At 39.4% G+C, this 20,432-nt stretch carries 22 protein-coding genes; 13 read left to right on the top strand and 9 right to left on the bottom strand.

Annotated elements, in window-relative coordinates; translation table 11 throughout:
* Positions 1-101: 101 nt before the first annotated feature.
* The 3 genes from QWZ08_RS06980 to QWZ08_RS06970 all read left to right on the top strand — a co-directional run bounded on the left by QWZ08_RS06980 (position 102) and on the right by QWZ08_RS06970 (position 2,983).
* Entirely contained in the window at positions 102-341 is a 240-nt protein-coding gene (locus QWZ08_RS06980; protein WP_290336562.1) for a hypothetical protein, read from the top strand.
* Between the two features lie 244 nt (positions 342-585).
* Positions 586-1,110, top strand: coding sequence for a hypothetical protein (locus QWZ08_RS06975; protein WP_290336561.1), 525 nt, complete (start codon positions 586-588; stop codon positions 1,108-1,110).
* Positions 1,111-1,384: 274 nt separating this feature from the next.
* Complete coding sequence (locus QWZ08_RS06970) at positions 1,385-2,983, top strand: NHL domain-containing protein (RefSeq protein WP_290336559.1); 1,599 nt, start codon at positions 1,385-1,387, stop codon at positions 2,981-2,983.
* A 79-nt stretch (positions 2,984-3,062) separates the two neighbouring features.
* Here the strand turns inward: QWZ08_RS06970 and QWZ08_RS06965 are convergent, their stop codons facing one another.
* Positions 3,063-3,212, bottom strand: coding sequence for a hypothetical protein (locus QWZ08_RS06965; protein WP_290336558.1), 150 nt, complete (start codon positions 3,210-3,212; stop codon positions 3,063-3,065).
* 49 nt (positions 3,213-3,261) lie between these two features.
* Here QWZ08_RS06965 and QWZ08_RS06960 point away from each other — a divergent pair, with 49 nt between their 5' ends.
* The 6 genes from QWZ08_RS06960 (at position 3,262) to QWZ08_RS06940 (ending at position 8,739) form a co-directional block, all read left to right on the top strand.
* Entirely contained in the window at positions 3,262-4,245 is a 984-nt protein-coding gene (locus tag QWZ08_RS06960; protein ID WP_290336557.1) for a T9SS type B sorting domain-containing protein, read from the top strand.
* Between the two features lie 676 nt (positions 4,246-4,921).
* Positions 4,922-5,215 (top strand): RNA-dependent RNA polymerase family protein, encoded by a 294-nt coding sequence (locus QWZ08_RS06955; protein ID WP_290336556.1) that lies wholly within the window; start codon positions 4,922-4,924, stop codon positions 5,213-5,215.
* Positions 5,216-5,437: 222 nt separating this feature from the next.
* On the top strand, positions 5,438-5,917 hold the full coding sequence (locus QWZ08_RS06950; protein WP_290336555.1) for a reverse transcriptase domain-containing protein: 480 nt from the start codon (positions 5,438-5,440) through the stop codon (positions 5,915-5,917).
* Between the two features lie 6 nt (positions 5,918-5,923).
* Positions 5,924-6,145, top strand: coding sequence for a group II intron maturase-specific domain-containing protein (locus QWZ08_RS28185; RefSeq protein WP_353960475.1), 222 nt, complete (start codon positions 5,924-5,926; stop codon positions 6,143-6,145).
* A 465-nt stretch (positions 6,146-6,610) separates the two neighbouring features.
* On the top strand, positions 6,611-7,777 hold the full coding sequence (locus QWZ08_RS06945; RefSeq protein WP_290336554.1) for an App1 family protein phosphatidate phosphatase: 1,167 nt from the start codon (positions 6,611-6,613) through the stop codon (positions 7,775-7,777).
* Between the two features lie 143 nt (positions 7,778-7,920).
* Positions 7,921-8,739: an ion transporter gene (locus QWZ08_RS06940; RefSeq protein ID WP_290336553.1), complete on the top strand. Its 819-nt coding sequence runs from the start codon at positions 7,921-7,923 to the stop codon at positions 8,737-8,739.
* A 165-nt stretch (positions 8,740-8,904) separates the two neighbouring features.
* Here the strand turns inward: QWZ08_RS06940 and QWZ08_RS06935 are convergent, their stop codons facing one another.
* The 8 genes from QWZ08_RS06935 to QWZ08_RS06900 form a co-directional block, all read right to left on the bottom strand.
* Complete coding sequence (locus QWZ08_RS06935; protein WP_290336552.1) at positions 8,905-9,276, bottom strand: hypothetical protein; 372 nt, start codon at positions 9,274-9,276, stop codon at positions 8,905-8,907.
* A 180-nt stretch (positions 9,277-9,456) separates the two neighbouring features.
* Entirely contained in the window at positions 9,457-9,741 is a 285-nt protein-coding gene (locus QWZ08_RS06930; protein ID WP_290336551.1) for a hypothetical protein, read from the bottom strand.
* A gap of 207 nt (positions 9,742-9,948) precedes the next feature.
* Positions 9,949-10,191 (bottom strand): hypothetical protein, encoded by a 243-nt coding sequence (locus QWZ08_RS06925; protein WP_290336550.1) that lies wholly within the window; start codon positions 10,189-10,191, stop codon positions 9,949-9,951.
* A 12-nt stretch (positions 10,192-10,203) separates the two neighbouring features.
* Positions 10,204-10,515 (bottom strand): hypothetical protein, encoded by a 312-nt coding sequence (locus QWZ08_RS06920; RefSeq protein ID WP_290336549.1) that lies wholly within the window; start codon positions 10,513-10,515, stop codon positions 10,204-10,206.
* Positions 10,516-10,527: 12 nt separating this feature from the next.
* Positions 10,528-11,964: an NADP-dependent isocitrate dehydrogenase gene (locus QWZ08_RS06915; RefSeq protein WP_290336548.1), complete on the bottom strand. Its 1,437-nt coding sequence runs from the start codon at positions 11,962-11,964 to the stop codon at positions 10,528-10,530.
* A gap of 188 nt (positions 11,965-12,152) precedes the next feature.
* Complete coding sequence (locus tag QWZ08_RS06910; RefSeq protein WP_290336547.1) at positions 12,153-13,571, bottom strand: TolC family protein; 1,419 nt, start codon at positions 13,569-13,571, stop codon at positions 12,153-12,155.
* Positions 13,564-14,925 (bottom strand): HlyD family secretion protein, encoded by a 1,362-nt coding sequence (locus QWZ08_RS06905; RefSeq protein WP_290336546.1) that lies wholly within the window; start codon positions 14,923-14,925, stop codon positions 13,564-13,566. The genes QWZ08_RS06910 and QWZ08_RS06905 overlap by 8 nt, the downstream gene beginning before the upstream one ends.
* 28 nt (positions 14,926-14,953) lie before the next feature.
* Entirely contained in the window at positions 14,954-16,597 is a 1,644-nt protein-coding gene (locus QWZ08_RS06900) for a peptidase domain-containing ABC transporter (RefSeq protein ID WP_290336545.1), read from the bottom strand.
* A 268-nt stretch (positions 16,598-16,865) separates the two neighbouring features.
* Between QWZ08_RS06900 and QWZ08_RS06895 the strand changes: the two genes are divergently transcribed.
* The 4 genes from QWZ08_RS06895 (at position 16,866) to QWZ08_RS06880 (ending at position 20,308) form a co-directional block, all read left to right on the top strand.
* Positions 16,866-17,789: a LysR family transcriptional regulator gene (locus QWZ08_RS06895; protein ID WP_290336543.1), complete on the top strand. Its 924-nt coding sequence runs from the start codon at positions 16,866-16,868 to the stop codon at positions 17,787-17,789.
* A gap of 1,169 nt (positions 17,790-18,958) precedes the next feature.
* A complete protein-coding gene (locus QWZ08_RS06890) occupies positions 18,959-19,219 on the top strand; it encodes a 2TM domain-containing protein (RefSeq protein WP_290336542.1) in 261 nt (86 codons plus the stop codon).
* Positions 19,220-19,289: 70 nt separating this feature from the next.
* Complete coding sequence (locus tag QWZ08_RS06885) at positions 19,290-19,448, top strand: hypothetical protein (RefSeq protein ID WP_290336541.1); 159 nt, start codon at positions 19,290-19,292, stop codon at positions 19,446-19,448.
* Between the two features lie 161 nt (positions 19,449-19,609).
* Entirely contained in the window at positions 19,610-20,308 is a 699-nt protein-coding gene (locus tag QWZ08_RS06880) for a DUF998 domain-containing protein (protein WP_290336540.1), read from the top strand.
* The last annotated feature ends 124 nt before the right edge of the window (positions 20,309-20,432 follow it).

The raw sequence follows: 20,432 nt of genomic DNA, 5'->3' as shown, positions 1-20,432 counted from the left end.
ATATTGCCTGATTAATTATATTCGTTATAATTAAGCTCCTGCTATTACCCAAATGCTTTAACAATAAGCCTTTTTACCAAACCCTTATAACCATTCACCCTATGACTTTATGCAAAATTTTATTCAGCACACTCCTTATCATTACCTGCTATACTGTACAAGGTCAAACCAAAGCGGTTACAGAAACGGGGGAACAAGTACTGTTAGCCGCTGATGGTACTTGGCGATATGTTGAAGCAGTAAAAAATAATGATTCAATTACTGTTAACCCAACGCAATTTAAAAAAGTTTCAACAGCAAACTTTCTGTTGAAGAGCAAAATTGTCCCTGTCGGCGTCTAGCTTAATTCAAAGCAATGGAACTTTGTAAAGTCAGCCTGCGATGCATCTGAATACTCGTTTTAATTAAAAGAAAATAGTTCCGTAGGAGGGCAGATTGTTAATGAGTCTATGGGGATGGATTTAAAAAGTTTAAGAAAAATAGCCATTGAGAGTATGCAGGCAGCCACTTCCCAATTTAAGATTGTTCATGAAGAAACCCGGTTTGTAAATGGATTAACGGTTTTATATACACAGCGATGCCGTAGTGCAGGGTATCAAAATAAATTATCTCACTTACTATTTTACCAACTCAGAAAGTACGGTGCAGTTTATTGGCTACACGGCTAAAAATATGGTTGATAAATACAAAAGTGCCATGGAAGAATTGTTAAACGGGCTGGTAACGTTAACTGCGGGTGAACAGGCATACACTTCAGTAAATACAAGCAGCATACAAAGTTCGCTCGTTGATAACAGCAATTTCAAGGCCCTGTTTACTGGTAACTGGAGCTATACAGCAAACGGCAAAAAATACATTGACAGAATTGAAGGTAATAAGATGCATGAAGTCACGGAAGACAAACAGTATAAAACTATTTGGTTAATCACCTGGCTAGATAAATGTACTTACGTTTTGCGATTACTGACCTCGAATGATCCTGCAGCAAAATTAATAAAGCCAGACAGCCCCATTACCATTGAGGTATTAGAAATGGATGCCAATAAAATGAGTTATCGGCTAAGCTATGGCGGTGCAAAAAAGCTGGGGAAAATGACCAAAGAAAAATAAAGCTGTTGGCAGAAGTGCACATGCACAAAATTTAATTCCATTTCAGTGCTTCTTGCCTTTCTGTAAGTATATTAACCGCCGCTGAATATCTATACATTTCAAAACGCTCATTGCAACAGGAAAGTAATATGGTATAGTTTGATTACTTTGCACATGTTACTTACTTTACATAGTTTGCGGAAATTGCGGCTTCCGACCAAATACCAGTACCGTTTTTTAATGATTACCAATAACCCTGCTTACCCACTTGTTTAGAGTAAATGCATTGCGCCTTATGAATATTAAATACAATTTTGTCTTCATCCTCATTTTTTTATTCCACTCAGCAATTGCGCAAACAATTACAACATATGCAGGCAGAGGTACTGCAGGCAACACAGGTGACGGTGGATTGGCTACGCTAGCGCAATTTAGTAACCCATTCGGTGTAGCTTTTGGTAGCGATAATAATTTATACCTAGTAGATAATTCAAATCATCGCATAAGGAAAGTGGATGCTGCTACCCACATAATAACCACCGTTGTAGGTTTAGGCAGCAATGGAGGCAACTGCCCGTTAAACCAGGCAGGGTTGCTAAATCCCCGCGGGATAGCTTTTGATAAACAGGGAAATATGTATATCAGTGATGCCAGCACATGCATAAGAAAAGTGGATATAGCAACCCAGACAATTACTACCATTGCGGGTGTCAGAGGCATTACTAATATTTATGGGAATGTTTTAGGTGATAATGGCCCGGCAATAAACGCATATTTTGACGGTGCTGCGGACATTGCTTTAGATGTTGCAGGAAACATTTTTGTAGCAGACATGGGTAATAATCGCATAAGAAAAATTGATATATCTACAGGTGTTATTTCAACATTTGCAGGCGGAGGTTATAATGCTGGCGAAGGGTATCCTGCAACTGAAACTGCTCTTGGTCAACCATTGGGTATTGCTTTTGACAGTAAAGGAAATCTGTACATCGCTGACCAGGGGCATCATGTTATAAGAAAAGTGGATGCTGCAACAAATATTACAAGTATTGTTGCCAGGAAATTATTTTCCTGGGGATATGCAGGTGATGGGGGACTAGCCGTAAACGCCCTTATCAATACGCCAACTGCTGTTACTTTAGATAAGGATGACAACGTTTACCTGACGGATTGCTTAAACAACAGAGTAAGAAAAGTAGATAAACAAAATGGCATTATCTCAACCGTTGCAGGAACAGGCATTGCTGGTTATGCTGGTGATTGCGGGCCTGCAAAAGATGCATTACTAAACTGGCCATGGAGCGTTGTGTTAGATAAATCGCAACAGATTTATTTTACTGAATTAAATAACAATATTGTCAGAAAAATTTCCAGTATTCAAAGCGATTTAATCAAGGGCTCAGAAACAATCTGCCTGCATGATTCGATTGTATTGTTGGCTGCAATACCAGGAGGAGTGTGGACATCGGACAATGATGCTGTTGCCCAAATTGATTCAAATGGTTTAGTGAAAGGTTTAACGGCAGGCACAGCAATTATTCACTACACTATCCAATTGAGCGGATGCGAATTCATTACGTCAAACCGTACCGTTAGTGTAAAGGCTGTGAGTGAAAATGCGGTAAATTCATCATCTAAAAATCTTTGTACGGGCACTAAACTAACTTTAAGCCAGCTGGTAAGCGGGGGCTTTTGGTACAGCAATAATAATAAGGTAGCAACAATTGACAGTGCCGGGCATTTGCAATGTTTTAGCACAGGAACTGCTGAATTGAAATATCAGTTAAATGAAACCTGCACTATAACGGATAAAGTTTCTGTAAAGATATTTAAACCTCAAACCATATTTCTCGGAAACGACACCACATTTGTAATAATAAACCCCTGGCGATAGATGCAGGCGATGGGTTTATTAAATATAGCTGGAACAACAATGATACCACCCGATCTATTCAAATTAGCGCAGCAGGCACTTACTGGTTAAATGTTACAGACTCCAATTCCTGTGTTTCAACCGATAGTATCAAAATTAACCAGGTATTAAATCCGCCGCTTATTAACTGGCCGGCTGATTCTGCTTTTTGCACCAGTGAAAAAATAACACTTACGGCGCCTTCCAACATACAATCTGCTATTTGGCAAGACGGTAGTTCAGCGCCTTTTTATGTAGTGGTGAGTGCGGGGAAGTATTCATTGATTGCGAAAGGACTTAACGGTTGTATTGATACTGCAACAATTCAAATCAGCGAGATAATACCTCCTGCTTTTTCTTTAGGAGTTGATACGGTCTTATGTACTGCAACGACTTTGTCGTATGACTTTAATTTGCCGAATGCCTCTTATTTGTGGAATGACGGCAGCACCGGCAATAAATATCTGATTAATAGGCAAGGCGTTTATTGGCTTACAATAAATCAGCGGGGCTGTTTTGCTGCTGACACTGTAAACATAACATATAAACCATCGCCTGTTATTGATCTTGGAAAGGACACGACGCTTTGTGAAAACCTTACCAAACTGCTTACAACTAAAATAACCGATGCAACTTACCTGTGGCAGGATGGCAGCAAAAGTCCGGAGTATCTTGTACATAAAGCAGGCAGTTATTATGTTACAGCAACGGTGAATGGTTGTAGTGCTGCTGATACAATCAATATTTCCTACATTCCCAAGCCCTTATTTACGCTGGGAACGGATACATTTATTTGTAAGGGAATGTCAATAATGTTAAGGCCTGCATTAAATACTCCCGTTGAATATCATTGGCAGGATGGAAGCACTTTTTCTTTTTTTAACGTGACTGATAGTGGTAAATATATTTTAACAGTGTCCAACGAATGTGGTACTGCTACCAGTTCTATTATAATAAGTCAGGGAGTTTGTCAGGTATATATACCAACCGCGTTCAGTCCCAACAACGATAATCTAAATGATATTTTCAGGGTAAAATACCCCTTTTCTGTTAACAAGTTTAGGATGATAGTATACAACAGATTTGGTGAAAGGATTTTTGAAACGGTAAATATGACAAAAGGATGGGATGGCACTTTTAACAGAAGCAAGCAACCTGCCGGTGCTTATCTATGGGTAATTTCTTTAACGGATATCGATGGTAGAGATAAAGCAATTAAAGGTACTGTACTGCTGATAAGATAATTATTGTATGCTATGTTACTATCCGAGGTTTGGTGTGTCACGAATGAGAGGAATAGATAGTTCTTTTCAATGTTGCACAAAAGATGGTAGCAGTCCTGCCGCATACGCGGTACAGACAGGGTTTGCAAACCACCTAAAGGTGCTATGTTCAAAAGGCATGTTGCTGAACGTTTAGGCAAAAGGTTCAGCTAAAGCGGGATCAGATAAGTGTAAAGAAGCTGAACGAAAGTGAACCTACCGAGGACATGTCGAAACGGATCCTCGTTGTTAAAAGTATCCATCACCAACTGTTGATACGACAGGCTGTAGCGGATATCTGTTTACTGGCTACAGAACAACCGGCAGTAAGGGGGCAGGAGCTTTACACAGGCTTTTATACGAAAGGTGAGAGGCTTAACTGACAATGCGCAATAAATGCAGCAATGAGAGTTTTGTTAGAAGAAACACCAATCTGGTAAAAGCCGGTGTCGGTTATTATCGTTGCACAATTCCGGTCAAGCCGGGAGAAGTGTCAGTAAGCGTCGGACGAAGCCATAGTAGTGATGAAGTCTTTGTAATGAATATGTAGCGAAGGGCTTCGGTTATCTGGTCAAAATTATTTTTAAACAACACCGCTGACTGAGGTTTAAGTTAGTGAGTAACTTATGAAGTTGTTAGTGGAAGAGGAAGAAAGAAAATGACGAAATCATTACCAGTAAGTAAACAGATGGTGTACGACAGTTACCTAAAAGTTGTGGACAAAGATGGCGGTGCAAGCATAGATAAACAGGGTATTGAGCAGTTCAATGAAAACCTGTCTGACAACCTGTATAAGATCTGGAACCGTATGACATCTGGCAGCTATTTCCCACCTCCTGTACGAACGGTATTTATTCCAAAGAAACAAGGAGGTTTAAGACCATTGGGCATTCCAGCGGTATCAGACTGCATAGCACAGGGAGTAGTAAAAGATTATCTTGAACCACAGTAGAAGCAGTCTTTCACAACAGTTCATTTGGATACAGACCCGGCAGAAGTGCACATGATGCACTTACACAATGCCAGTACAACTGTAATCAAAAGGCATGGGTGCTGGATGTGGATATAAAAGGGTTCTTTGATATCAGTCACAGTATTATGATGGAATTACTGATGCAGCACACAGCGGAAAAGTGGGTATTGATGTATGTGGGTCGTTGGTTAAAAGCAGGAGTTGAACCGGAAGATGGAAGCACAGCAGCGAAAAAAAGGTACTCCGCAAGGAGGCGTAGTAAGTCCATTGCTGGCCAACATTTACCTTCATCATGCTTTTGATAATTGGATGGATGCAACGTACCTAAACTGTCTTTTTGAACGCTACGCCGATGACATCGTTATTTATTGTAGCATTAAAGCAGAAGCTGAACAAATGCTTGAACAACTAACAGTAAGGATGCAACAATTTGAATTGACCCTTCATCCCGAAAAGACGAAGATTGTGTATTGCAAAAACTATCAACACAATGATACGCATGATAATGAAAGCTTCACCTTTCTAAGTTATAGTTTTCAGCCAAGAAGCATCAAAAGCAAGTTTGGTAAACCAAGGTTGTTAATGGTGTTTGGAGCTGCTATCTGTAATGCTGCAAAAACGAGTATCAGAACTGCAATCAAAGAAGTGCTGCGAATACAGTGGACTTACTCATTAGAGTAGTTTGCAATGAGATTGAATCCTAAGATACGTGGCTGGATAAATTATTACACGAGGTTTAATAAAGATGAAGCACATGGGGTATTTTATTATTTAAATGGACCAATCCGTAAATGGATTAAGAACACGTATAAGATAGGAGGTAAAGCAGGTTTGTATAAGAAATACAAATCTATCCAAGCCGAAACCCCATTGTTTTTTTATCACTGGAAGATTGGAATAAAAGCATGATTAGATAATAAGAGCCGTATGAAGTGAGAGTTTCATGTACGGTTCCGTGAACGGCTTGGGCTGAAATGCTTTTGCCTACTCGACTGTAATCTCTTCGGCCCCCAGGGCTGTGCCCCACCGACCTATAGCAAAATGAATTATTGTACAAATAAAAGTGAAATCAGCGGCTTTAAATACAATAGTCATCGCAATGCGTACACCGCCTTAAATGAAGTTTAACTTGCATCCTACGACAGCGTAACAGCGTTTATTCAGATCTGCACGAAATAATTTTACCGGGATAAAAAGTTTCCGATAGTGGGTCGGAAACACGTTGACAGGTTTGATGCCAGACAAACATATGCGTTAACAATTATTGGGTACCAATAATGCTGTTAACATAAGCCATGCACCCACCCGTAACATTCTTCAAGGCTGACCCGGTATTTAAACTAACCTAACTTTAGATATCAGAATATATGTACTATGTCAAACTGGAAAGAGGTCTTCATAAAATCTGCATCGGCACTGGAAGATAAATGGGATGCGCTGCGTTATAGCTTTAAAACAAAGCTGGGCCTGAACGATCCCGTGCAGATTGTGCCCTACCGCAGTTATGGCACCGCCGGTAATTTGTATATCAAAGGCCGTGTACTGGAAGACAAGCAAATACAAGCCGCCACCGATAAGGATACCGTATTGAACAATCTTCTCAACATGTATAAACGTTTTGAAAGCGATGAAGTACCCGGTGCCCGGCTGAATGTTTTGCTGGCAAATGAAACGCATGAGATAGTGACTGATAAGGAAGGCTATTTTGTGCTGAACGTGCAGCCGCTGACGCCAATCATAAACGGGGTGCTGTGGCATCCAATACCGCTGGAACTTGTAAGTGCACCCATCCCTTTTATCAAAGGCTTAAAGGCATCGGCTGAAGTAATGATTCCGCCGCCGGATGCGGAGTATGGCATCATCAGCGATATAGATGATACCATTGTAGAAACCGGCGCCACCAGTCTGCTTGCAATGAGCAGGGCTACATTTTTAAACAATGCCAGAACAAGATTACCATTTGCAGGTGTGGCTGAATTTTACAATGCACTGCAACTTGGCCGCAATGGTAAGCGAAACAATCCGTTTTTTTATGTAAGCAGCAGTCCCTGGAACCTGTACGACCTGCTGAAAGATTTTCTCGACCTGAATAACATACCAGCAGGCCCGCTGTTGCTGCGTGATTTTGGATTGGATGTGAAAGCCCCTGCAGACAACGGACATATGGGGCACAAACTAAAAGAGATCAGGCAGATACTGAAAGCTTATCCGCATCTTCCCTTTGTGTTGATTGGTGACAGTGGCCAGGAAGACCCGGTAATCTACCAGGAAGTAGTAAAAGAGTTTCCGGGTCGCATGCTTGCCATTTATATCAGGGATGTTCAGTTGCCTGAAAGAAAAAAACTGGCAATAGCGGTATCAGAATCACTCCGGTCTTCAAAGGTGGACATGGTGATAGTAGAAAACACGGTGGAAGCTGCCAAACATGCAACTCAAAATGGTTTAATTTTTTCAGATGCCATCCCCGCTATTGAGCAAGACGAGCAGGAAGACAAAGGACAATTGCCTGGAAAAGAAGACCCGGCTGTTTTTCATGATTGATGCCGTTTATTTACCCCGCCAGAGCGATCTGATTTTGCAGTTTAAATTTCTCATATGTGCAGTTTTGATGCAGACTAGCTGCATGTTAAATGCGGAGGAGATTGTAATATACCTGGAGTATCTTTATTGAACAAATTATGCATATGGAAAAAGAACAACAATCATCCTGGCAATACCGGCTTCATCAGATCATTTACGAATCGGATACCGCAGCAGGCAAAGCTTTTGATGTTTCCCTGCTCGTACTCATTATTACCAGCATTGTGGTGGTTATGATGGACAGCATTGGTAAATGGCATTTGCTGAACGGGCAGTTGTTCTTCATCATGGAATGGATTTTTACAACCCTCTTTACAATTGAATATATTTTAAGACTGATCTGCATTAAAAAGCCGTGGAAATATGTTTTCAGCTTCCTGGGCATGATCGATTTGCTGGCCATTATTCCTTCTTATTTAAGCATTGTTTTTGCCGGTGCCCAATCGCTGCTGGTGTTCAGGGCATTGCGGCTGTTGCGCATTTTCCGCATTTTTAAACTCTCACATTTTTTATCAGAGATGCAGTTTTTAGGCGGGGCAATAAAAGGCAGTCTGCGCAAGATCAGCATTTTTATGCTGGCAGTATTAACGCTGGTAATCATTATGGGGTCGGTCATGTACCTGGTAGAAAAAGGAGAGCATGGATTTGATAGTATACCCGATAGCATCTATTGGGCAATCGTTACTATTACCACAGTAGGTTATGGCGATATTTCACCTGTAACACCTGCCGGTAAGTTTGTTGCGAGTCTTATCATGCTGATGGGCTATGGCATCATTGCGGTACCCACCGGCATTCTCACCAATGAAATGGCAGTAGCAATGCGGAAAAAAGAAACCCGTGCCGACGCCTGCTTAAGTTGTGGCCGGGAAGGGCATGATGTGAATGCGAAATTTTGTAAGTTTTGCGGGGCTGAATTGTAACGGATACGCTTGCCGCGTTTTCAATTTCCTTCCCTGCAACGTCTCCTGCCGGGCAAGTGCAATATGAAGAGACGTTATGTACTACCTGAGCAACGAACATACTCAGCCCTGCGCAGCATCATCAGCCATACTGCAAAAGCCCGTTGAGCCGCCGGTGGTAATAACCTATGATTTCTTTTTGTTGTTTTTCGGAGTATTTTTTTTAACGGCGTTTTTTACAGGTTTTGAAACTCTTTTTTTAGCCGGGGCGGCTTTTTTTACCACAACTGATTTTGTTGGTTTTTTAGCTGCCGGTTTAATTATTTTCTTGGCAGCTTTCTTTGCTACTTTTTTAGGAACATTGCCCGCAGCTGGTTCCACTTTTGAAACAAGATCACTGACTGCCTCCTTCACCGATTCAACGGCATTACCTGCTGCTTCAATTAAATGGTCTTTTTGATTGGATATCTTGCCGGCGATTGTTCCTATTGCTCCGGCAATTTTAATTAAGGTCGTTTCTTTTTGTGGCGCTTTTACCAATTTCTTATTCTTTTGCATTGGATGAAGTTTGATACAATTTAGTGTAAATATGGTATCTGATACAAATACAAATTTAATTAACCAATATTCGGCTATCCGGTAATGCCCAATCACATTCGCCTGTTGTGGGAGCAGTCAAATTACTTTTTCCTTTTCCTGTTTGGTAGCAATGAGCAGCTGTCTTCCTTTTAAATAAAACTATTTACTATTTTTAACTTCAATGCTGACCATTGCGGTGATGATGAGCTTCTTTTTCTTTTTTACTGCGTTCTCTATAATTTCGGTGATATGCAAAATACTTTTCTTCAATTCCGGAATTCTTTTTATTGATGTTTCATCATCTTTTCCCAGACGTTCGTTAGAGCTAAAATTCTTCATTACATGAAAGTTTAGCTTGCTGGAGTACAAATTTATCAGCACTTCCTTTGCGTCCTGGGGAGTAAATTCACCTTCAATTAATGTAAAGTCCTGGCTTTTCTTCATGTTTTATGGTGTATGTTTAAATTCTTATTTCTTATTTGAAACCAGCCTGGGTGTTCTCAAATAGAGTATTAATGACAGGATAAAAAAAGCTGACTCAGCATACCATCATGGTTTAATATGGATAACACAAAAAATATAGCCATACCAGGTATGTTAAGGGCGATGCAAATGCTTTTGTATTTGATCTTTTACTTTATACTACGCTTGTTATATAATATTGATTGTGGCATCTATGCCTACATTTTCTTTTTTTAAAAGTATTCCCTTCCTGGCTTCAAATAGCTCTTTTTGAAGGTGCTTAATTTTGGTTTCCCTGTTTTTAATATCTTCTTCATTGCTGTTACCGGCTATTTTATTTTCATGGTATTTGATTTTTACATGAATCATCTTTGTAATAATGTCAATAGCTTCATTGGCATTAAATTGCCCCTGGATAAGTTGAATAGTCATGGTGTTAATTTTTTAAGTTTTTAATGTTCTTGACCTTAATAGCTCGTCAAATATTTTGTTTGATGCAACAATGGGTGTTGCGTTAATGGGTACTTCCCGCCCGCATTCGTCTTCAATTAGTTTTGCGATTTCTGTAAACAGCAATGCTTTAGTTTGTGCTGTTATCACATTATAAACCTCTCTGGAAAGCGTACCATCCTTTAATGTAAACGATTCATTATTTTGATCTATGGATGCACTGGCTATCAATTGGCAGGTGAGTAATCTTTCTACCAGCAACACAGGATCGTAGTCTTGTTTCAGATATATTATCAGGTTAATCATCTTATAATATTATCATTGTCCCTGCCCTAAAGAATAGGCTGCTTTACCATTAAAAGAATACAGATTTTCTGTTTTGATTGTATCAATATTCTCCGCAACAGCATTCGACAGCAAATCAATAATATCTTTTTTTGTAATCACACTATCGTCAGCCGGCTTAAACCTGCAACGCCAATGGTCAGTACAAAATGTTTCTTTAAAACCATCCGGGTATACTTTTATACCCCTGTTTGTTATCATCGTAAGGTTTAAACCTGGCCGCTCTGTTTTACGAAGAATGCTGGCCAGTTCGTTGGCATCTGTTCCTGCCCAGTGTACAAACACATCAACTCCCACCAACTCCTTTTGAGCAGAAGGCTTTCTTTGATATTTCGGCAGGTTAAGGGGCGTGTCTTTTGCGTAAGACACTGATTTTAACACCGAAGGCTTACTACCTAAATTGGCTATTACGGCTTTGGCAAATTCTTTTGTACCTACCTGCTGCCTGCTGGTGCCTTCTTTAAAAATGTCATACGTATGAATACCATCTTCAATGGTTTTAAGCCAGGCATTTTGAACTTTCTCAGCAATATCGGTTTGGCCTATATGGTTAAGCATCATTACAGCCCCTTGCAGCAGGCCGGAAGGATTGGCCGCATTCTGTCCTGCTCTACGTGGAGCTGAACCGTGAATGGCTTCAAACATAGCGCACTCTTCGCCAATATTTGCTGAGCCGGCCAGGCCTACAGAACCGGTAATTTGAGCAGCCACGTCAGACAACACATCACCGTACAGATTTGGCATAACCAGTACATCAAAAATTTCAGGGGTATCTGCCAGCTTTGCCGCACCTATGTCAATAATCCAGTGTTCATTTTCTATTTCGGGATATTCTTTTGCAATTTCATCAAACACCTGGTGAAACAAACCATCGCTTTGTTTCATGATATTGTCTTTCGTAAAACAGGTTACTTTTTTTCGTCCCTGTTGCCTGGCATACTCAAAAGCATAGCGAACTATTTTTTCACAACCCGGCCTGCTGATTAACTTCAGGCATTGCACTACTTCGTCTGTTTGCTGGTGCTCAATACCTGCATAAAGATCCTCTTCGTTTTCCCTGACTATCACCAGGTCCATTACAGGATGTTTGGTGCTTACAAAAGGATGCAGGCTCATACATGGCCGAACGTTGGAATAGAGGCCAAGGAATTTACGGGTAGTCACGTTAAGGCTCTTGTATCCACCTCCCTGTGGTGTTGTAATGGGAGCTTTCAAGAAAATCTTATTTCGCCGGATAGTGTCCCACGCTTCAGGTGCTATACCTGAAGTATTGCCGGCCAGGTACACTTTTTCACCTACTGCTATTTCTTCAATTTCAATTTTTGCACCGGCAGTCAGGATAATGTCCAAAGTGGCATCCATAATTTCCGGCCCTATACCATCGCCTTTTGCTACAGTAATTTTTGTCATAAAGTTTATTGTTGTTTTAGTTTTATACTGCAAAAATGAGCATATCTATTCATAAGTTTTCATTTATCTTATCTATAGTAAGCATAAAATATTTTAATGTATTTATCATTTAAAATAATAGCAGACAAGATCCTTATCTTAATCACCGGGCTACATTAAATTGATTGATGGATGGATAGTAGAATGGCTTAAAACAGTTTACCAGCAGCCCATTCCAGAGCGTACTTCGCCTTGTACCATTTTGAAACCAGCTCGAGTCTTTTTTGCTCTGATTCAATTACTTTAATTTCCCTTGTGTTAACCAGGAAAAGGGAACTTTCGCCTTGCGAAAATTTTAATTCTTCGCTGCGTAGTAGGGACTGGTAATTATTGAACATGCTTTGTGCAGTTTGCAACTGGCTGGCCAAAGCAATTAATTCATTGTAATAACTGCGTATTTTATTTTCGGTTTGCCGGCGTTTATTATTGAATTCAAGGTTTGTTTCCTTTATTTTTAATTGCGCATTTTTATAGTCGCCACGGGCCTGCCTTAAAAACAAGGGGACTTTAAAATCTATACCCCACCGGTAATTATTCTGGATAAAATTGGTACTAAGGTTTTTAAGAGCGTAGTAATCTTTATTCAGCAGATTCGCTTTTACTGAAAGGTAAGGTAGCAGGCCCTGGCGTTTTAATTTACGCTCTACTTCCAGGCTGCTTAATTTAAAGTCGTAAACTCTTAAAACAGGATGTTGAAGTATAGATTGGGCAATGAGCTCTTCTGCGTTTTGATTGGTGACAGCGGGAGCAAAATTAAAATTTTCAGGAAGAAAATTTTCAGGTAATTGATAACTGCTATTATTTTCAAACCATAAATAATTACCCAGCTCTAATTTTGCGTTCGTCAATTTCAAAAGGGCTTCCGATTGCATCAGCTGATACGTCTGCAGCTGAGTATAGGCTTCAACGGTATCCACCAATGCACGGTCGCCTTGAGTAAAGGCAATCCGGATTAACCTAAGCCTGTTAATGGCTATTTCGGTAAACTTACTGTAAGCTATGTATTGCTGATAACTTGCGGCCCAATTCCAGTAAGCGAGGTAGCTGTTAAAAAACAGGTCATTTAATATTACCAGGCGCTCCTGTTCACTCTGGCTTCTGAATAATTTAGCCTGTTGCAGTGCCGCACGTCTTTTATCTAACAGTAGCCCGTTGGCCAGCGGAATTTCAAGGCCGAGATAACTTGTTTTGCCCTTTGTAATTTCTGATGTAATATAATCACCGCCATTATTTTCAATGCCTGTTTTAATATTACCAACCGGCAAAGGAACGTTCAACTCCGGGTTATTATAGAAATAATAATTTTTACCATCAAAGGTTTTTCTGCTGGCTTCAAAGGCAATGGCGGGATCAAAATTTCCTTTAGCTGACAACAATGCAGCATCCGCTTTTTCTACCGCGATATTAGCCTGCTTTGCCACGGGATGGTATTGCTTTACCTGGCTGATAAAGTCTCTTTCAGTAAGCACCTGCATCTGTTGATCCTGTGCGTAGCTAAATAGAATTGTACTAACATATATAGTAAAGACAACACTACATTTCCTTCCAATAGATTGCACATTACTCATACTTACTATTTTGGGTTTCCTTGTTTTCTGCCTGTTTATAATAATCTGGTGGAAAGCCGTTGATGTTTCGCCACAGTTCATAATATATGCGCACATCTTTTAATAACGCAATACCGCTAGCGCTGCCTCCCATTCTTAACTGTTGAGGCCATTTTCTGTCATCCGGATCCTCGGCCACCAATACCCTGAATTTACCGTTACTGCTTACAGCCGTTTCTACAGCTGAAACTTTTCCGCCAAAGGTTCCGTAACTGTTTGTTGGCCATCCACTAAATACAATTGCAGGGAAGCCGTCAAAAACAAAACGGACTTTTTGCCCCATATTAATTAACGGAAGATCCATCGGTTCTATAAACATTTCCACAGCATACTGTATATTAGTTGGTACAATTTCCACTACCATTTCGCCTTCTTTTAATATCTCTCCAATACCAGCCTTTTTCGCTTTGGTAACCTGGCCATTTTGCGGAGCTTTGATATAATACAACTGATTCCTTGCATCATAACTTGAATAAATATTTTTAAGTTTTGCTACATCTGCCTCTGTGGAAGCAGCATTAGAAAGTGATGAGTATTTATCGCCCTCTGCTTTAGATATTTTATCTGTGTATTCCTGAATAGTACTGTTTTTTTCTATTCTTAATATAATCAGCTCCTGTTTGCTTTGCGAATATTTATTTTCAGCACTGATCTTTTTTGCAGCAGCATTTTGATAATTCATTCTTCGTTTTTCAAAATCAACCAGCGATATAACGCCACTATCCAGCATCAGTTTTGCCGCATCAATTTGCCTTTTATATACTCCCAGCTCATTGTTTACCGCAAGTAAATCGGTGCTGTCGCTGGTAACTTTCAGTTGTTGTTGCAGCAGTTTATTATCTAATGATTGCAACTTTAGATATTGGCCTTGTAACAAAGCGGAAGTTTGTGTTTCAGCCGTGCCTGCCTTACTTTTATATCCTTCAATGCTTTGCTGTTTGGCATCAATTTGTTGCTGCGTCCTGCTCAGCAATTGGGGATCAAAATAATCCACCTTTACTTCGCCCAATTGTAAAATCGTATCGCCCTCTTTCACAAAATCTCCTTCCTTTACATACCATTTAAGTACACGCCCTGCGATAATGGTATTTAATTCCTGCGGCCGCTGTTCCTGTCTGAGTGTAGTGATGGTTCCTTTGGCCCGGATATTTTGCGTCCACGGTAACAACATCGCTAATATTAAAATGATCAGCATACCATACAGCCATTTTTTTACATTGCCTTTTTTCTCAATTTTATAAACCTTTTTAAAAGAGCCTAATTGGCTTTGCTGGGCCTGGTATTCAATATCTGCGGTAATATATTTTTCCATCATTGATTTTTAAAAAGCGGTTACTTAGATCTTAAAGATTTAATACGCTGTCACATTCTTGTGTTAAATTTTCATCATCAGATGCTATCAGTATCGTGGTGTTTTTTTGATTTTTCAACCAATTTAATAGTATAGCGGAAGTTGGTTTATCCAAATATTCAAAGGGCTCTTCCAGCAGCAATAGCCTGTGCCCGCCAAGCATCGCCCTGATGAGTAATATTTTCTGTCTCACTTGCTTTGAGAGTCTTTTTCCAACGGGGTCGAGTAACACGTACATCCCTTGCTTACTGGATTGTACAAATTCGATTAAACCAAATTTTTCAATATAATCTTCTACATCATTAATACTAACGCCTGGGTTACCCATGGTGATATTTTCCAACAGGCTACCCGTAAAAATGTCCTGGCTGTTAACAAGTATCCCCGTGGCGTTACGAATGCTTTGTAGATTATAATTGCTAATAGACTGACCATCTATCAGTATATTACCACCGAAATTTTTATAGGCACCCGTTAATAACCGCAATAAGGTAGATTTTCCCGAACCGGATACACCTCTTACATGAACAAGCTGACCTGCCTTAATACTAAAATTAATATTGTTCAATATGTTTTTTCCATCAGGATAAGTAAAGCTTGTATTCATAAATTGAATAGCAACACCTTTCTGAGTATGCTCTAATTGCAGCTCTCCGCCTGTTTCAGTATCAGCTTCCGCAACCTTACCCAGTTTTTCTATTGATACCAGCGCATCATATACTTTATCCAGGCTGATAATCACTTTTTCAACTGAACCTATGATAGCAATAATTACGATATCAGCAGCAATGAACTGCCCGACATTTATTTGCTGATTTACCAGCAATATGGAACCCACAATCAGCATTGCAGCAGTTACGATTATCTTGAAGCTGATAAGGCTCCAAAACTGTATGAGCAAAATTTTAAAATAATTCGTACGGGCTGCTAAGTGGCCACCAATAAATTCATCCGTCTTGGTAATGTGCAGGTCGCTTTTTGAATATTTAAAAGATTTTACCACACGGGCAGTTTCCTGCAGCCAGGCGGCCACCTTGTACTTATAATCGCTCGATTGTAATGCCAGTGCCAAACCCTGGGGAGAGGTAAAATAAAGTATCAGCATGATAATGAAAATTAACATGATTCCAAAGCCAATAAAAACAGGATGATAGAAAGATAACAACATTAATCCCAGCAGGATCTGGATGATGGCAGCAGGTAAATCCAGTAATAATTTCTCTAACCCTTTTTGTAAAGAAACGGTATCGAAAAAGCGGTTCACTAATTCGGGTAAATAATAATTATCTAATTTCTCATTATCCAGTTTTGGCAGCCTGTCACTAAATTCCAGACCATATCTCAGGAATATTTTTTGTTTTAATTTTTCAATAATTTCAAGCTGCCTTACCTGCAACAAACCATTTAAAAAAGTGCCGAAAACAACCATTATAATCAATACCACTATCGACGTAGAAACCGAGCCTGCCATCACAAAACTGATGATGGTCTGTATACCAAGAGGCAGTGATAGCTGTACCACACCCGCCATGATAGCAAAAGCGTATATGGAAGAAATATCCACTTTATCCAGCCGGAGGATTTGATAAAATTTCTTTAAAGAAGTGCCGATTAAAACTGTATTATTTGATATCATCAGGTTAAATAACGCTATGGTGAATAATTTGATTTTGGATTTCGTAGCATAGCTGTACCCCTCCGGCGCTCAAAGACCACAGCGCTGCAACGATGAAAGATGTACAGATGATCATTTTATTTTCCACTTTTTTTCGCTTTTGTTGTTAATTTAGTTGCCGTTAATTTATTTTAAAGCCAACTTTGGCTTTATTCGGATACCGCAAATTTGATAACTATAGTGCATAATTATTTATTTATCTTTATAATGTTATCCATAACGTTTATTTATGAACTATACACTAAACCAACTTCAGATATTCCTTAAAATTGTAAAGACCCAAAGTGTTACCAAAGCTTCAGAGGAACTACACCTCACACAACCTGCCGTTTCCATTCAGCTCAGAAATTTCCAGTCTCAGTTTGAAATCCCGTTAACGGAGGTAGTAGGAAGAAAGATTTATATAACAGACTTCGGAAAAGAAATTGCAGAGGCTGTTGAAAATATTATTAACCAGGTATATGCCATCAACTATAAAACTTTAGCTTTTAAAGGGCAGTTAACAGGAAGGTTAAAAATTTCAGTTGTATCCACAGGTAAGTATGTAATGCCCTACTTCCTTTCTGATTTTATTAAACAACATGATGGAATAGAGTTGATGATGGATGTGACAAATAAAAACACTGTTTTGGAAAGTTTAGAAAATAATGAGGTTGATTTTGCACTTGTTTCTATTTTACCCACTACACTTAACTTTGAAAAACTGGATTTACTTCAAAATAAGTTATACCTGGTAGGTAACAGCGAATTGAAGGTTAAGAAATCAGTAAGTACAAAAGAAATATTTAAAGACCTGCCTTTAATTTTTAGAGAGAAGGGATCTGGTACCAGGCAAACAATGGAAAAATTTATTCAACAACACAATATACCAGCTTTGAAAAAAATGGAGCTCACTTCTAACGAAGCGGTAAAGCAGGCCGTTTTGGCTGGATTAGGTTATTCAATTATGCCTTTGATTGGCATTAAGAATGAATTACACAATCATGATTTGCATATCATCCCTATCAAAGGAATGCCAATTAAAACAGTCTGGAGCCTGATTTGGTTAAAGGGAAAAAAGCTATCGCCAGTTTCTGCATCCCTGTTAACTTATCTGAAAAAGGAAAAAACAAAAATTGTTCAGGATAAGTTTAACTGGTATGAAGAGTATTAAAGTCTGTTTAGCATTTAATAGTTGTTACCTGTGAACCAATATTGGATTTTTTTCAGCGACTGTTTGATTATGCTCATTTTAAATAGGATAGCATTTTGGGGTTAAGTATAGTATGTGTAAGTTGTAAACTAATATGAATTCCAAATTTGACAGATCAGGTTGATGATAGCATAGTGCTAGTCAAATAAATTCTAAATTAATTTCAGCTGTTCTCAATCAGCTGACAAGTCTACCACGGGGTGGGTGTGCTGTAGATTTATATACTTGCTTGGTTGGGTGTAAACGTTTCCACCACGAGGTGGAACGTCACTCGCCTGTAGCAAAAGGAAGTATCTCCTTTACCGCAGGGAGCATCAATTTTAGCCGCGAAAGGAAGCTGGCTTAAAGGTGCAATATTCTTTTTTTTAACGGCTTTTTTACCTGCTTTATATCTTCTCTCATACACGTGTTGTCAGTCTTAAATTCATCCTGAGGAACGGCTGACTATACTGCGGTAGAAATTGTCCGGTCCATTTGTCAGTAGATATTTTTTCCGGGGAGTACCTTTCAGGGGGCGGGTTTCAAAGCATTTTGGGAAATCTCACTGAGCCAAAATATGCACGAATAAGGAGGCACTGAAAAACTTTTAATATTATTAAACACTGTTGTGTTGATTAATAACTTTCATGATATTTTGTATGATAACAAATCTGGCTGAATGTACCGCTGACAGGAATGACGGATATCAAGTTAAGGATTGACAGCGCTCATTGAAAATGCAGATGACATGAAGTTACTTAGACATGAATTACTCAAGGGAAATAATTTTGATTATGAATACCGCGACTATAAGTTATGGAATTGAACCAATGATCGTAAACAAACGTGATAGTAGTGGCATAACTGAACAGAAAGTTGTTTTGAATATTCGGCAGCTACTTCCGATGAACAGAAAACAATATTTCTGGCAGCTGGAAAACCTGTGTTTGCAATTTATAGCGGACTGCATTTGCTATTTAAGATGTATGCAATTACACTATTGTTATTTAGTTATGCGATGTGTTAAACAATTGTAGCCGGCTAATGCAGTAAAAGATAAAAAATGATTTGATGACAGGCATCCGGAGGGGATAGAATAATATTTTAAAATGAAGTTTTGTTGTTAATACAAAAATTAAAAATTGTCAGCTATGAAAGAAGAAAAAGATGAACAACTATGGCAACAAGCCAAAGCAAGAGCAGATTTTAAAAAGCATCTGGTCACATATATTGTCACAAATGGTATGTTTTGGCTAATCTGGTTATTTACAGGCGGTGTTAATGCCTATCCCTGGCCAATCTGGCCAACAGCCGGTTGGGGCATTGGTATTATTGCTCATTATTTTGATGTGTACAGGTTTGGTAACACTGCCGAAAAAGAATATGAAAAATTGAAAAAACATAATATGTAAACAGGGTAAGAAATTCTGACTTCCTGAATAGTTAGACCTCTATGGAATAGTATTTAGTGCTGTGTTAGAAATGAAAGACTACGCGAACTGGCTCCCGGATGAATATGCAGAAGACGTTGTTGGGAAGGTAGTGAAAGAACAGATTCTTAATCCTAAAAAAAGATTTTGGACAGGATTGTTGCATTGGAAGGTATTAAAACTGTGCATCGGCTATATTTCAATGCTGTAAATATGGCTGATGAAAAACCTTGCAAAGCTACCTGGAAAGGGCTTATCAATTGGGTAATGGGATTACGAATCAGGGAGTTGAAGTAAGTGGCCTCTTTAATTAAAAAAATGTGCAGGTCCAGTTTAGGAATTAATCAATATGTATCAATCAATTTTATTGCTATGCCAGTTTCACAAGTCTTTATGCAGTCAGCCGGGTCACAAACATACATACAAAAGAAAATAACAAAACTGTTGCTTTGTTGCGGCATTCTTTCTTCCCTGCTGTATGTGGCCATGCTCATCTTTGTGCCCATGCAATATCAGGGATACAGTTCCGTCAATCAAACGATCAGTGAGCTATCCGCCATCGGCGCCCCGACAAGATCATTATGGGTTCCGCTTGGTATCATATATACTTTGCTGATAGCTGCCTTCGGATGGGGCGTCCGGAAATCAGCATATGAAAACCATCGGTTGCGTATTGCAGGAAATTTGTTAGCTCTATATGGAATCATTGGTATCGCCTGGGTATTTGTACCCATGCACCGGCGTGAGGTGCTGGCAGCCGGCGGAGGAAACATCAGCGATACGATGCACCTTGTAATGGGAACGGTTTCCAATCTGTTTATGATGGTATCCATGGGATTTGCAGCATCGGCACTGGGGATTTGGTTCAGGCTTTATACGATAGCTACCATCCTAAGCCTCTTTACGTTTGGCATTTTAACCGGGATGAGTGCCAGGGATGTTAATGCAAACCGGCCAACACCATGGGTAGGTGTTTATGAAATCATCATGCTGGGTGTTTTCATGCTTTGGGTCGTGGTGCTGGCTATTATTATTTGGCCAAAGAGCGGCAATATCTCCCGTAGTCAATAGCTGTTTAACGGCAGTTGAATGTAAAACTTTCCTTTATTATTACTTTTCTTTTTTGATTCTTTTCTCTTTTACAATTCACATAAAAATGTGGAAAAGGTAACTTTATGAAACAACTTTCCAGCAT

The sequence above is a fragment of the Ferruginibacter paludis genome (assembly GCF_030409685.1).
GTDB lineage: Bacteria > Bacteroidota > Bacteroidia > Chitinophagales > Chitinophagaceae > Ferruginibacter > Ferruginibacter paludis.
This window is presented reverse-complemented; position numbering and strand designations above follow the sequence as displayed.

Coding starts and splice junctions, on each gene's coding strand:
- QWZ08_RS06915 (WP_290336548.1), bottom strand. CDS start 11,964: ATGACAAAAATTACTGTAGCAAAAGGCGATGGTATAGGGCCGGAAATT.
- QWZ08_RS06920 (WP_290336549.1), bottom strand. CDS start 10,515: ATGATTAACCTGATAATATATCTGAAACAAGACTACGATCCTGTGTTG.
- QWZ08_RS06925 (WP_290336550.1), bottom strand. CDS start 10,191: ATGACTATTCAACTTATCCAGGGGCAATTTAATGCCAATGAAGCTATT.
- QWZ08_RS06895 (WP_290336543.1), top strand. CDS start 16,866: ATGAACTATACACTAAACCAACTTCAGATATTCCTTAAAATTGTAAAG.
- QWZ08_RS06885 (WP_290336541.1), top strand. CDS start 19,290: ATGAAAGACTACGCGAACTGGCTCCCGGATGAATATGCAGAAGACGTT.
- QWZ08_RS06905 (WP_290336546.1), bottom strand. CDS start 14,925: ATGATGGAAAAATATATTACCGCAGATATTGAATACCAGGCCCAGCAA.
- QWZ08_RS06900 (WP_290336545.1), bottom strand. CDS start 16,597: ATGATATCAAATAATACAGTTTTAATCGGCACTTCTTTAAAGAAATTT.
- QWZ08_RS06890 (WP_290336542.1), top strand. CDS start 18,959: ATGAAAGAAGAAAAAGATGAACAACTATGGCAACAAGCCAAAGCAAGA.
- QWZ08_RS06880 (WP_290336540.1), top strand. CDS start 19,610: ATGCCAGTTTCACAAGTCTTTATGCAGTCAGCCGGGTCACAAACATAC.
- QWZ08_RS06935 (WP_290336552.1), bottom strand. CDS start 9,276: ATGCAAAAGAATAAGAAATTGGTAAAAGCGCCACAAAAAGAAACGACC.
- QWZ08_RS06980 (WP_290336562.1), top strand. CDS start 102: ATGACTTTATGCAAAATTTTATTCAGCACACTCCTTATCATTACCTGC.
- QWZ08_RS06955 (WP_290336556.1), top strand. CDS start 4,922: ATGACGAAATCATTACCAGTAAGTAAACAGATGGTGTACGACAGTTAC.
- QWZ08_RS06970 (WP_290336559.1), top strand. CDS start 1,385: ATGAATATTAAATACAATTTTGTCTTCATCCTCATTTTTTTATTCCAC.
- QWZ08_RS28185 (WP_353960475.1), top strand. CDS start 5,924: ATGAGATTGAATCCTAAGATACGTGGCTGGATAAATTATTACACGAGG.
- QWZ08_RS06945 (WP_290336554.1), top strand. CDS start 6,611: ATGTCAAACTGGAAAGAGGTCTTCATAAAATCTGCATCGGCACTGGAA.
- QWZ08_RS06930 (WP_290336551.1), bottom strand. CDS start 9,741: ATGAAGAAAAGCCAGGACTTTACATTAATTGAAGGTGAATTTACTCCC.
- QWZ08_RS06940 (WP_290336553.1), top strand. CDS start 7,921: ATGGAAAAAGAACAACAATCATCCTGGCAATACCGGCTTCATCAGATC.
- QWZ08_RS06965 (WP_290336558.1), bottom strand. CDS start 3,212: ATGTTGGAAGGCGCCGTAAGTGTTATTTTTTCACTGGTGCAAAAAGCA.
- QWZ08_RS06910 (WP_290336547.1), bottom strand. CDS start 13,571: ATGAGTAATGTGCAATCTATTGGAAGGAAATGTAGTGTTGTCTTTACT.